Source organism: Acidimicrobiia bacterium, assembly GCA_041394025.1.
Classification (GTDB): domain Bacteria; phylum Actinomycetota; class Acidimicrobiia; order IMCC26256; family JAOSJL01; genus JAOSJL01.
Genome location: JAWKJA010000002.1, coordinates 367,141 through 380,349, shown reverse-complemented (window position 1 = coordinate 380,349; position 13,209 = coordinate 367,141). Strand labels below are relative to the sequence as shown.

The 13,209-nt window shown below is 69.0% G+C and carries 8 protein-coding genes; 5 read left to right on the top strand and 3 right to left on the bottom strand.

All coding sequences use genetic code 11. The features are described 5' to 3' along the window. Positions 1 to 26 precede the first annotated feature (26 nt). From R3A49_01640 to R3A49_01630, 3 genes are read left to right on the top strand one after another with little or no spacing between them, the layout of a single operon-like run. On the top strand, positions 27 to 1,436 hold the full coding sequence (locus R3A49_01640; GenBank protein MEZ5169435.1) for a class I SAM-dependent methyltransferase: 1,410 nt from the start codon (positions 27 to 29) through the stop codon (positions 1,434 to 1,436). Beyond that, positions 1,433 to 3,598, top strand: coding sequence for a sulfatase-like hydrolase/transferase (locus R3A49_01635; GenBank protein ID MEZ5169434.1), 2,166 nt, complete (start codon positions 1,433 to 1,435; stop codon positions 3,596 to 3,598). Before R3A49_01640 ends, R3A49_01635 begins: the two co-directional genes overlap by 4 nt. Beyond that, positions 3,595 to 5,748 carry a sulfatase-like hydrolase/transferase gene (locus R3A49_01630; protein MEZ5169433.1) on the top strand — a complete coding sequence of 718 codons (2,154 nt, stop codon included), beginning with the start codon at positions 3,595 to 3,597 and terminating at the stop codon, positions 5,746 to 5,748. The genes R3A49_01635 and R3A49_01630 overlap by 4 nt, the downstream gene beginning before the upstream one ends. 10 nt (positions 5,749 to 5,758) lie before the next feature. On the opposite strand, the gene R3A49_01625 is transcribed toward R3A49_01630, so the two are convergent. The 3 genes from R3A49_01625 to R3A49_01615 are packed head-to-tail and all read right to left on the bottom strand — an operon-like array spanning position 5,759 to position 8,814. Continuing rightward, positions 5,759 to 6,421, bottom strand: coding sequence for an O-methyltransferase (locus tag R3A49_01625; GenBank protein MEZ5169432.1), 663 nt, complete (start codon positions 6,419 to 6,421; stop codon positions 5,759 to 5,761). Between the two features lie 46 nt (positions 6,422 to 6,467). Continuing rightward, complete coding sequence (locus R3A49_01620) at positions 6,468 to 6,935, bottom strand: 2,4'-dihydroxyacetophenone dioxygenase family protein (GenBank protein MEZ5169431.1); 468 nt, start codon at positions 6,933 to 6,935, stop codon at positions 6,468 to 6,470. Positions 6,936 to 6,975: 40 nt separating this feature from the next. Further along, the gene (locus R3A49_01615) at positions 6,976 to 8,814 is read right to left on the bottom strand and encodes an acyltransferase family protein (GenBank protein ID MEZ5169430.1); all 1,839 of its coding nucleotides are present in this window, start codon (positions 8,812 to 8,814) and stop codon (positions 6,976 to 6,978) included. A 161-nt stretch (positions 8,815 to 8,975) separates the two neighbouring features. On the opposite strand from R3A49_01615, the gene R3A49_01610 reads away from it, so the two are divergent. Together R3A49_01610 and R3A49_01605 are read left to right on the top strand one after the other, a co-directional pair. Next, a complete protein-coding gene (locus R3A49_01610) occupies positions 8,976 to 11,051 on the top strand; it encodes an acyltransferase family protein (GenBank protein MEZ5169429.1) in 2,076 nt (691 codons plus the stop codon). Between the two features lie 66 nt (positions 11,052 to 11,117). Beyond that, entirely contained in the window at positions 11,118 to 13,193 is a 2,076-nt protein-coding gene (locus R3A49_01605; GenBank protein MEZ5169428.1) for an acyltransferase, read from the top strand. Positions 13,194 to 13,209 lie beyond the last annotated feature (16 nt).

Sequence of the window (13,209 nt, the reverse complement as noted above, 5' to 3'; positions counted from 1 at the left end):
CACCTGCCGCCAGATCCTCGACACCTGTGACGAGTCCCCGGGCTGAGCCCTCGTCGTTTCGCGATCCGGCGAACGCCGTCTTCTACGCGGACGGACGCGTGCTGCGCGGCCTCGACAGCAAGGCGAGCGCCGAGTGGGAAGTCGTGCACGCCACGAAGTTCTTCCGGAGGGCCCTCGCCGACGGGCGTGTGGTCGGTACCCGCAAAGCCGACGACGCCGTCGTGGCGGGGCTCGGGCCCGACACGCGCTGGACGACGGTTCTCGAACACGACCGGATCCCGTTCGTGTCGTACCCGTACGAGTGGAGCTTCTCGATGCTCCGTGACGCGGCGATCCTCCACCTCGAACTCCTCTCGGAGGCCCTCGAGGAGGACGTCACGATGAAGGACGGCTACGCCTACAACGTCCAGTGGCAGGGTACGGCACCGACGTTCATCGACACGCCCTCGTTCGAGCCCGCCGGTACGGGCGGGCCGTGGATCGGCTACCGCCAGTTCTGCCAGACCTTCCTCTTCCCGATGATGCTCCAGGCACACAAGGGCGTCTCGTTCCAGCCCTTCCTGCGCGGGCAGGTCAACGGGCTCACCCCCACCCAGATGCGCGATCTCATGAGCTTCCGCGACAACTTCCGAAGGGGTGTCTTCAAGAACGTCTACCTCCATGCCGTCCTGGAGAGCCGCTACTCCGACAAGTCCACGCAGGACACCATCAAGAAGGCCAAGAAGTCGGGCTTCAACACCGAGGTCCAGAAGGCCGTGATCCGCAAGCTCCTGAAGCTCAGCACCAAGCTGAAGTGGAAGAAGGCCAACTCCACCTGGTCCGACTACCTGGGGATCTGCTCCTACTCCGACGCCGACGCGGACGCCAAGAAGGCGTTCGTCGCAAAGGCCGCAGGCTCCCGACGCCGAGCACTCGGCTGGGACCTCGGCTGCAACGAGGGCACCTACACCCGCATCGCCGCCGAGCACTGCGACTACGTGGTCGGCGTCGACGGTGACGACCTGGTCATCGACCACCTCTACCGATCACTCCGGGAGGACGGCACCACCAACATCCTGCCCCTGGTGATGGACCTCACCGACCCGTCACCGGGCATCGGGTGGCGCAACCGGGAGCGCCGCCCCTTCACCGAGCGGGCGAAACCCGACTTCGTGATGACCCTGGCGTTGCTCCACCACCTGGCGATCGCCGCCAACATCCCGCTCACCGATGTCGTCGACTGGCTGCACTCCTTCGACGCCGAGATGATCGTCGAGTTCGTCGACCGCCCGGACCCCATGGCACAGCGGCTCCTGGCCAACAAGCCACCCGAGATCCACGCCGACTACGACCTCGAGCACTTCGAGAAGATCTTCACCGCGGCGTTCGACGTGCGCGAGCGTGAGGAGCTCCCGGGCGGTACACGGGTGATGTACCACGCCACCCCGAGGGTTTGACGGCCACCAGCGGCGCCGCCGCACGCACGAAATCCGAGGCCCGCGCGTTCCTGGAGACCTTCGCGCTGTGCGGCTTCGCTCTCGCCCAGCCGGTGCTCGACGTCTTCGGGAAGGCGCCCGAGGAGTTCGTGTTCCGCGGCGCCGACACCGCCGACATCGTCCTCTTCGGTGTGGTCGTCACGGTGCTGCCCGCTCTCGTCCTCTGGGCGATCGAGGCTGCTGTCGGGCTGGTCAACGCTGCGGCGCGCCACTGGACACATGTCGGCATCCTGTCGTTGCTGGCCGCGCTGTTCGTCCTTCAGCTCGTCAAGGACGCAAGCGGCGTGCGAGGCATCCTTCTCGGGCTCGTCGCCGCAGCCGCAGGCGTCGGGTTCGGGTGGCTCTACCGACGCTACGAGACAACCCGCACGTGGGTGACCTTCGCCGCCATCGGGCCGGTGCTCTTCCTCGGCCTGTTCCTGTTCACCTCGCCCGTCTCGGACCTCATCGGCGGCACTGAGGCGGAAGCAGCAGCCCTCGACCGGGTGGAAAACCCGGTGCCGGTTGTGCTGGTCGTGCTCGACGAGTTTCCGCTCACCTCACTCATCGACAGTGACGGCGACCTCGACGAGGAGCTGTACCCGAACCTCACCCGGTTCGCCGACGACGGCACCTGGTACCGCAACGCCACCGCCGTCACCAACTACACGTCCGTTGCGGTGCCGGCCATCCTCACGGGGCGCTACCCCGAAGGGGCGAGACAGCCTCTCGCCAGCGACTACCCGGAGAGCCTCTTCACCCTCCTCGGCGGGAGCTACGACGTCTCCGCGGGCGAGTCGACCACCCGCCTCTGCCCGACGAACATCTGCGAGAGCCCCGGTGCTTCCGAGGGCGTCGGCGGGTCCGGGGGGCTCCGAGCGCTACTGGACGACGCCGGCGACATCGTGCGCGCCCGTGTCGGCCTCCAGGACAGCGACGCCAACCCGACGGCTGCTTTCATCGAGGACGTCGAGGCGCAGGAGGCAGCGGTCGTGGCCGACGCCCAGTCCGACGGCCAGCAGCTCCCCGAGTTCGGCGACGAGATCTCACGCCCACAGCCCGAGAGGTTCAACACGCTCCTCGACTCGGTGTCGCAGCCCGGGACGCAGCTCTCCTATCTCCACCTGCTCCTCCCGCACATCCCGTACCGTTTCCTTCCCGACGGACAGCGCTACCCGAGCGCCGAGCCCCAACCGGGCAACACCACGGACGCCCTCACCGGGGGGTGGATCGACAACGACGCCCCGGTCGAGCTCGGCCGCCAGCGGGCCCTGCTCCAGACGCGCTACGTCGACGGTCTCATCGGTGAGCTGATCGACACCATGGAGGAGGCGGGCACCTGGGACGACGCCCTCGTCGTCGTCACGTCCGATCACGGCAGTGTGTTCCTACCGGGTGAGTCGCCACGCGGCAGCGCCATCGAGGACGTGCCCGACACGTTGTATCCCCAGATCGCCTGGATCCCGATGTTCGTCCACTACCCCGACGCCGACGGGACCGACCCGGATGTCGAGCCGGGCACGGTCTCCGACCGGAACGTCGAGAGCATCGACATCGTGCCGACCGTCGCCGACGTGCTCGGCGTCGCCATCCCGTGGGACATCGACGGCGTATCGATGCTCGACCCCGACGGTCGGCCGACCGACGAGAAGACCTTCTACGAGGCACGCTGGTACGGAGCGACAGCCGCAGGCGACCCGGTGGAGTTCGACGGTGCCGACTACTACCCCGACGTACTGGCCCAGGGTGTCGACTCGATCCTTCCCGCGGTCGGCGACCCACTGCGCTCCTACACGATCGGTGCAGGCGTGGGCCTCGTCGGTGAGGAGGCCGCCGGCCTCTCCGCGCCTCCCTCCCCTGGCGTGACGGCCACGCTCGACCAGGACGCTCTGGAGGGCGACATCGACCCCGACGCCGCGGAGGTACCGGTCTACCTGTCCGGACACCTCGAAGGCGCGTCCACGACCGAGACGGTCGTCGTCGCCGTCAACGGCCGCGTCGGTGGCGTCAGCGGCACCTATGCCTGGGACGGTCACGACGACTTCTTCGCGCTCGTGATCCCGCCGGAGCTCCTCACATCCGGCCCGAACACCGTCGACGTGTTCCTTCTCCGCGACGGAACACTCGTGCCGGTCGGGTCATGACCGCGACGAACACGCCTTCCCCATCGCACTCACGGGTCGCCCGCGCCAGGGGTGAGGTCCGCGCGTTCCTCGAGATCTTCGCCCTGTGCGGCTTCGCCATCGCACAGCCCCTCCTCGACGTCTTCGGCAAGGCGCCGTCGGAGTTCATCTTCCGCAATGCCGACTCCCGCGACATCGTCCTGTTCGGTGTGCTCGTCACCGTCGTGCCCGCCCTCGCCCTCTGGGCCGTCGACGCCGTTGTCGGCCTGATCAGTTCCTCGGTCCGGCGCTGGGTCCATCTCGGGATCCTCGCCGCCCTGGTGGCGCTGTTCACGATCCAGATCCTGAAGGAGGTCTCCGGGCTGCGCGGTCTGCTGCTCGGCGTGCTCGCGATCCTGGTGGCTGCCGGCTTCGCCGCGCTCTACCTTCGTGCGGAGGCCACGCGGACCTGGTTGGGATTCGCCGCCATCGGTCCCGTCGCCTTCCTCGGGCTCTTCCTGTTCTCGTCACCCACGTCCGAGCTCCTCAGCGGCAACGAGGCAGCCGCGGCCCAACTCGACGGGATCGACGACCCTGCCCCCGTCGTCCTCGTCGTACTCGACGAGTTCCCGCTCACGGCGCTCATCGACAGCGACGGGAACCTCGACGAGGAGCTCTACCCCAATTTCGCGCGCTTCGCCGAGATCGGAACCTGGTACAACAACGCCACAGCGGTCTCCCAGTACACGTCGCGCGCTGTCCCGGCCATCCTCACAGGTCAGTACCCGGAAGGCCGCGACGATCCTCTCGCACGGGACCATCCCGAGAGCCTGTTCACTCTCCTCGGCGACCACTACGAGCTGTCCGTCGACGAGTCGACGACACGCATGTGCCCGTCCAACCTGTGCGAGCAGACGGACGACTCCCCGACCGGCACAGCCACCGGCCTCGGGGCACTCCTCGACGACGCAGGGGACATCCTGCGCACCCGGATCGGGCTCGAGGACAGCAACGAGAACCCCACCTCCGCCTTCGTCGACGACACAGACGTGCAGGAGGACGTTGCTCCCGACGCTGGCGCGGCATCAGACGACCAGGAGCTGCCCAACCCCTTCGGCGAGGCCGCCTTCCCGCAGCCCGAGAGGTTCGAGGCACTGCTGACGTCGGTCTCCGAGCCCGGCCCGCGCCTCAGCTACCTGCACATGCTGCTCCCCCACGTTCCCTACCGCTACCTCCCCGACGGCACGCTCTATCCCGAGCCGGAGGTGCAGCCCGGCGACGACGAGGGGATCTGGATCGACGACACCGCCGCGACGGACCTCGGCCGCCAGCGCGAGCTGCTCCAGGTCGGCTACGCCGACGCACTGGTCGGCGAGCTCATCGACACGATGCAGGAGGCCGGCACCTGGGACGACGCTCTCGTGATCGTCACGGCCGACCACGGCAGCGCGTTCCTCCCGGGCCTCTCGCAACGGGGAACGGGCCGGGGCAACTGGAACGACGCCCTCTTCCCGCAGATCGCCTGGGTCCCGCTCTTCGTCCACTACCCGGACCAGGGGGCGGGCGAGACGTCCGAGGCCAACGTCGAGACCGTCGACATCGTCCCGACGGTCGCCGACGCGCTCGGTGTCGAGATCCCCTGGGAGGTCGACGGTTTGTCGATGCTGGATCCCGATGCCCGACCGGGCAACGACAAGGTGTTCTACGAATCGTTCTCCGTCGAGGGCCACGTCGATGCCGGTGAGCGGGTGGAGCTCGACGGCGACACGTACCACCCCCGGGTTCTCGCCCAGGGCGTCGACTCCCTGCTGCCGGCAGCCGGCGAGCCGCTGAGATGGTGGCGTGTCGGCCCGGGGCGGGATCTCGTCGGTCAGGCGGCCACCGACATCGGCGTCCTCGGCACCGCGAAGGCGTCGGCCACGGTCGATCAGGCTGCCTTCACGCGCGATGTCGACCCGGACGCGCCGTCGGTGCCCGCGTACCTCTCGGGACACCTCGACGGAACCGGACCGGGGGAGACCGTGGCCGTCGCACTGAACGGGCGGATCGGAGGTGTGGCAACGACCTTCGGCTGGGACGGCCACGACCGCTTCTTCGCTGTGATGCTCCCGCCCGAGTTCCTCGTGGCGGGGCGCAACGAGATCGACGTGTACCTCGTCCGCGACGGTGGGCTGGAACCCGTCGGCCTCTGAGGCGGCGCGTTCAGCGCTTGCGGACGAGGGTCAACCCGTCGGCCAGCGGGAGGATCATCGAGTCGACGCGGCCGTCGTTCCGGACCTTCTCGTTGAACGCGCGAAGGGCGGCCGTGTCGTCGTCCTCCGCACCGTCCGGAGGCCGGACGACGAGACCGCTCCACATGACGTTGTCGACGAGGATGACGCCGCCGGTGTCCATGCGAGTCAGGAGCTCGTCGTAGTAGTCGGCGTATCCCCCCTTGTCGGCGTCGAGGAACGCCAGGTCGACGGGTTCGTCGGTCGGAAGGGCGCTCAGCGTCTCGAGCCCGGGTGCGATTCGCAGGTCGATGCTGTCGGCCACACCGGCGCGCTCCCACGCACGACGCGCGATGGCGGTCCACTCCTCGCTCACGTCGCACGCGATGATGTGTCCACCCTCCGGCAGCCCGCGCGCCATCGCCAGCGTGGAGTAGCCCGTGAACGTCCCGACCTCCACGACCAGCCGCGGGCCGATGATCTGTGTGAGCAGGGTCATGAAGGCACCCTGCTCGGGGCTGATCTGCATGGTCGCGACGTCGCCGAGCGCCTCCGTGTCGGTGATGAGGTCGCGCTGGACGTCGTCGAGCGGCGGTGCGTTCCCGAGCAGGAACGCGTGGAGCTCATCGCTGAGGAAGAAGGATTTCGGGGTCATTGCCTGCCGCTCGTGGCGCCTGTCCTGTGTGCCGCTGTACCTCGGCTCACGTGAGGATTCCGGTGGGGTACGCGATGCCCTGGTTGGCCAGGCACTCCGCGTACCGTTCGGCCATGCCGGCGGCGTCCTCCACCATGAACGGCTCGTCATCCTCGTCGAGCAGCACCATGCCACCGTCGACGGTGAAGTAGACGAGGGCCGGCTCCGATTCGGTGGCGTCGACGACGAGGGTGTGGGTGGAGCCCGTCGGCTCGTAGATGAACGACCCGGGATCGGCCACCCAGTCGTACTCCTTGTACCTCCACCGACCCGAGAGCGTGTAGGCGTGCACGGGGCCGAAGTGCTTGTGGCGGGGCAGTTCCGTGCCCGGCGCGAACCGGCTGAGGATCGTGTAGGAGCTGCCGTCGTCCGCGATGCGGAGGAGCTTGATCTCGATCCCCTCCCAGAAGAGGGCGAACGGGATGTCGTCCTCGCGGACGACACTCGTGGTGGTGTCGATCGTCGGAGCGGTCACTGCGCCTCCCGGGGGCCGTCGTGTCTCACACGCGTTCACGCTATCCCGGAGTCGAGCCCAGCTCCACGAGTTGGGGGAGCACCCAGTCGGCGGCGATAACCGCTCCGTCACCCCGGAAGTGGATGCCGTCGGGCCGGAGGACCACACCGTCCTCCTCGACCCGGCATTCGCCGTCGGGGCAGGCGAACGAGTCGAGATCGACGAGCGCTGCCCCCGTGGTGCCGGCAACGTCGCGGATCGCGTCGTTGAAGCACCCGAAGCGCTCGGCCGTGTCAGAGGGGACCCCGTCGGCGATCGCCTGTGGTGAGGTCGCGAGCACGGGTACTGCTCCGGAAGCCCGGACGGCACCTATCTCCTCGGTCATGGCCTCGACATAGAAGTCGGTGAACTCGTCGTCGCAGGCGGTGAAGGCTCGCCCGTCAACCTCCCACGTGGCGAGGCCGGGTGCACCCTGCACGATGAACACCACGTCGGGGCGGGTCTCGGCGAGATCCTGCGCCCACTCCCCGGCACAGAGGCTCGGGCTGCGGCTGAGCAGGACACATCCGGGGACCGCCTTGTTCCACGTGAACACGTCGTGGTCGCCCTGCGCCTCCTGCATGCCGACCCCGAGCAACGCGCCGACGGAGTCGCCGAGAACCAGCACCGTCGTGGTGCCTTCCGCTGCGGGATCGGGCGTGTCGGGCCCCGGGGCAGCGGTCGCGGGTGGGACGTCTCCGTCGGCGGCCAGTGCCGGATCGAACGGCGAGGACTCCCCGCCGGTCGTCGAGACGGCGAGCAGGACCACGACGACGACGACCGCCGCGGGTGTCACGACGCGGAGACGCCCTGCGGAGAGCGCGCCCCGCCGGATCGGCATCTCGAGCAGGAAGTAGGAGACGAGCGCGATCGAGAGACTCACACCAACGCGCGCGGCGAAGAGCGGCCATCCGTCGAATCCCATCCGGGACGGGCTCATGGTCACGAAGACGGGCCAGTGCCAGAGGTACAGCCCGTAGGAGATCAGCCCGAGCCAGCGCAGCGGCGCGAAGGTGAACACGCGGGCCAGTGGCCCCGGGGACGGCTTCGCCGCTGCGGCGATGACCGCCACCGACGCCACGCCGCACAGGAAGAGGCCACCGCGGTACAGAGCATCGCTCGTCCCGTCGAGGCCGATCCACGCCCACGCCAGGAACACGGCCCCGAGGAAACCCGTGAGCTCGACCGACAACGAGACCCTCGGCGAGCGGGCCGGGCCGGTCGTGCGCAGCCACACGGCCAGGGCTGCTCCGAGCAGCACCGCCATGGCGCGGGTGTCGGTGCCCAGGTAGACGCGCTCGGGATCGGTGCCGGGCGTGTAGAGGACGAACATCCACACCGCCGACGCAACAGCGAGGCCGAGAGCCGTGAGGAACACCGGGCGGAGCCGACCGTGGCGCCAGCGCAGCAGCCCCAGGACCGCGAGCGGCCAGAGCAGGTAGAACTGCTCCTCGATGGCGAGGCTCCAGGTGTGTTCCAGCGGTGACGGCGCCTGGAACAGCTGCCAGTAGCTCGTGTCAGCTGCGATCGAGTGCCAGTTGGCGACGTACGCCAGCGTGGCGAGGCCGTCGGCGCGAATGCGGTCGAGCTCGCCGGGCTCGGCGAACACCCAGGCGTAGAGCGCCACACCGGCGAGCATGCCGAACAGGGCGGGGAGGAGCCGACGGGCGCGCCGTGCCCAGAAGGCTCCGAGCCGGACGGACCCCGTCGTTCCCCACTCCATGAGGAGCAGCGACGTGATGAGGAATCCCGACAGGACGAAGAAGAGGTCGACGCCCAGGTAGCCGCCTGTGAGGTAGCCGCCGTGGAAGAACAGCACGGCCACGACGGCGGCGCCGCGCAGCCCGTCGAGGGCGGGCATGTGAGGAAGGGACCAACGGGAGACCACGGGGCAGGCCGAGGCTACCGCCGGGCCTCCTCCGGGACCGCCACCGCGCCGCGATCCGACAGCCCGCACAGTGTCCACTTTGCTCCAGTTGCCGGATAGGAAAGTATCGCCGGGAGAGGTAGCGTTGACGCCTCGTGACACGCTGGAAGAGGGTCGGGGAGACGAGCGCCGAGGCATCGTCGAGTCGTGCCGACACGGGCACGACGCCGCTCCCGACGCCCGTGACCGCGACGACGCGCGTTCCGGGCGGGCCGCCCACCACACTGCGCCACGTCCCGGCGCTCGACGGCCTCCGCGGCCTCGCGGTCGCCGGCGTCCTCCTCTTCCACGCCGGCCACCTGCGAGGCGGCTACCTGGGCGTCGACCTGTTCTTCGTCCTCTCCGGCTTCCTCATCACGTCTCTCCTACTCACCGAGTGGAACCGTGCACGCTCCGTGAGCCTCGGGCACTTCTGGGCACGGCGCGCCCGTCGGCTCCTCCCCGCCCTGTTCGGCATGCTCGCCGGGGTCGCGCTCTACGCCACGTTCTTCGCCTCCGCCGAGGAGTTCGACCGACTGCGAACCGACGCGTTGGCAACCATCGGCTATGTCGCGAACTGGCAGGCGATCACCGGTGGGCAGGGATACTGGGAGATCTTCGCGGCACCGTCACCGCTCGAGCACGTGTGGAGCCTCGCCATCGAGGAGCAGTTCTACCTGCTCTGGCCGCTCGTCTTCGTTGCGGTCTTCGCCTGGCGCCGGGGAACGCCCCGCACCCTCTTCTACGTGAGCACAACGCTCGCGGTCGTGTCGGCACTGTGGATGTTCAACCTCTACACACCCGGTGGTGACACGAACCGCGTCTACCTGGGAACCGACACACGCGTCGCCGCGATCCTCATCGGCGCTGCACTCGCCTCGCTGGTGATGTGGCGCGGCACCGTCCGCTCCCCCGCGATGCGGGTCAGTCTCGAAGTCGTTGCTGTTGTCGCGGCGTCAGGCCTGGCGCTCGCCTGGTTGTTCGTCGACGGCCAGACCGGCGGCCTCTACACCGGTGGCCTCTTCCTCTGCGGCATCGCGGTGGCCGCGATCATCGCGGCGGCCGTGCACCCGACCACCGGGCCCGTGGCACGCGCGCTGTCGCTCAGACCGCTCTGTTGGTTGGGCCTGATCTCCTACGGCCTGTATCTCTGGCACTGGCCGGTGTATGTCGTGCTCAGCGCCGAGCGCACCGGGCTCGACGGTTGGGTGCTCACCACCGTTCGCGTCGGCGTCAGCCTGGCCTTCGCTGTCCTGTCGTACTTTCTCCTCGAGATGCCGATTCGCCGCGGCGCCCTCCCCGGATGGCGGATCGGAGTCGTCGCACCTGCTGCCGCACTCGTTCTCGTCGTGGCGCTCATGGCCACGACGGTGGGTGGCGAGCAACAGGCGGAACTGGCCTTCTCCGAGGTCCCTGCGGCCGCCCTACCCACGGAGCAGGAGCTCATCCAGTCGGAGCCGAGCGTTCACGTCGCCGGCACCACCGCCGACGTCGCGGACACCGCGCGGCAGCGCCGACTGCTCGTCGTGGGCGACTCCGTCTCGGCCTTCCTCGGCTCGGAGATCGACGCCCTCCAGGGTGAATGGGACATCGTGGCCCGCAACGGCGGGCGGGGTGCGTGCGGCCTCAACGATGGCGAGCGGCGCGTCCGCACCGAGCAGGGCGGCTACATCACCCAGGCACCCCAGCAGTGCACTGAGGCCTGGGACGCCTACGTCCAGGCCTTCCAGCCCGACGTCACGCTGCTGATCCTCGGCGCTCCGAGCATCTCGGAGTGGGAGATCGACGGAACGTGGCAGGCCCCCTGCGAGGCCGACTACGACCGCTGGTACCACGACCGCCTCAGCGAGGAGGTCGACCGCCTCACGAGCTACGGCGGTACCGTCGTGATCACGACCGCCCCCGAAACGCTCTACGCGTGGGGCCCCACGGACAAGGCGGCCCGCACGGCGTGCGTGAACGAGGTCCATCACCGGGTGGCGAGCGACAACCCGCGCGCGGCGATCGTCGACCTGCGAGCACGTGTGTGCCCCGACGGCGAGTGCCACGAGTACGAACAGGGCGTGAAGCTGCGCCCCGACGGCCTGCACTTCGAGGACGAGGGTGCGCGCATCATCGCCCGGTGGCTCGTGCCCGAGGCACTGGCGGCGGCCCCTCCCGACACTCCCGAGGAGGCGGCCACCCGCCTCTGACAGAGGTCGGGAACGCGACCTCCGGTCAACCGTGACTTTGGGCCCCCCACACGCGAACATTTGACCTTGGCCACCACCACCACACCCCCTCCCCCCGCGCCCGAGGGCGCCGGCCCCGGCCCGCCGGCGGCCTCGGTCGAGCCTTCGGGGACGCTCGGCGGCGGCTCCCCCGCGCCCCCGAGGCCCTCGCACCGGCTCCGCTACATGCCGGGCCTCGACGGCATCCGGGGAATCGGTGTGGTCGTCGTCATGCTGTTCCACGCCGGCCAGTTCCATGCCGGCGCCGCTGTCATCGACGCCTTCTTCCTCCTGTCGGGTTTCCTCATCACCGGGCTTCTCCTAGGGGAACGCGAGAAGTACGGCTCGATCGGTCTCGGGGCCTTCTGGGCACGTCGCGTCCGACGCCTGCTCCCGGCCCTGTTCTTCATGCTCGCCGGAATCGCCCTGATCGCACTCGTGTGGGCCGAGGCCGACGAGCTCGCCACGATCCGCAAGGACGGGCTCGCCACGCTCGGATACGTCGCCAACTGGAACGCCATCTACGGCAGTCAGGACTACTGGGATCTCTTCAAGGCGCCCTCACCGCTCGAGCACACGTGGAGCCTCGCCATCGAGGAGCAGTTCTACCTGATCTGGCCGTTGCTTTTCGTCGGCGTGCTCACCTTCACCCGTGGAAGCGTCAAGATCCTGCTCACCGTCTGCGCCGGGCTGGCCGTCGCGTCGACGGCGTGGATGTGGTACCTCTACGAGCCCGGACAGTCGGTGCAGCGCCTCTATCTCGGCACCGACACCCGTGCCACGGCATTCCTGGCCGGGTGCGGACTGGCGTGCCTCCTGCACTGGCGAGGAGAGGTGACGTCGCGACGGGGAAGGGTCGTCCTCGAAACGGCGGCCGCGTTCAGCCTGGTGGCGATCGCACTCATCTGGGGCTTCGTCGACGGCAACAACCCCTTCGTCTACCGAGGAGGCCTGTTCACGCACGCTGCGCTGATGCTCGTCCTGATCGCGGCCGTGGCCCACAGCAGCCAGGGACCGTCGGCGCGGTTCTTGTCGTGGCGGCCCTTCGTGCTGGTCGGGCTGATCTCCTACGGTCTCTACCTGTGGCACCTCCCGGTGTTCATCGTCCTGAACGAGCAGCGCACGGGTCTGTCGGGCTGGGATCTCACCGCGATCCGTATCGCCGTGAGCATCGCCATCGCGACGCTGTCGTATCTCGTGATCGAGAACCCGATCCGCAGGGGAGCCCTCCGCGGCTGGAAGATCCAGGCCGCCGTCCCCGCCGCGGCGCTGGTGTTGGCGGGGCTGCTGCTCGTCACGACGACCGGGGCGACGTCGACCACGCAACTCGCCTTCCAGGAGGCCGAGAAGACCGCCTCGGGCACCGACCTGGGTGATGCTCCCCTCCCGTCCCCCGGTGGCGACGACGAGCCGCGCATCATGGTCGTCGGTGACTCGGTGGGCGTCTTCCTCGGGATCACGATGAAGGGCCAGGAGGACGACCTGGGCATCGTCTCCTACAACGCCAGCCAGGGCGGCTGCACGTTCACGCGGGGTGCCGACACCGTGCGCACGCCGCAGGTTGGCGGCGGTGAGCTCGAGGAACCGGCCGAGCACTGTGCCGACGACTGGGCCGAGGCCGCACAGGAGTTCCGGCCCGACGTCGTGTTCGCCGCATTCGGAGGTGGTGGGCGCGTCGATCCGAAGATCGACGGCGAGTTCCTCGTCCCCTGCACCCCCGAGCACGCGGCGTGGTACACGGAGAACTTCTCGGTAGCGGTCGACGAACTCGCCGCCACCGGCGCGCACGTGATGCTCACGACGACGCCGTACTGGCTCGCCGGTGAGTTCCAGGGTCGCGAGGACGTCGAGTCGTGGCTCGACAACGTCATCAACGACCGCATCGACTGCATTGACGCGCTCAACGCGGAGATCGCCGCATCCAACCCGAACCTCGACCTGATCGACCTCCGCGAGTGGGTGTGCCCGGACGGAGTCTGCCGGGAGGAGGTCGACGGTGTGACCCTGCGCGAGGACGGTGTGCACTACCTCGACGAGGCAGCGGCCCTCGTGAACGAGTGGGCCCTCCCGCAACTGCTGGCCGCCATCCCCGACGACCCACCGACCGCGACCGGCACATCGTGAGCCAGGCGACATGAGA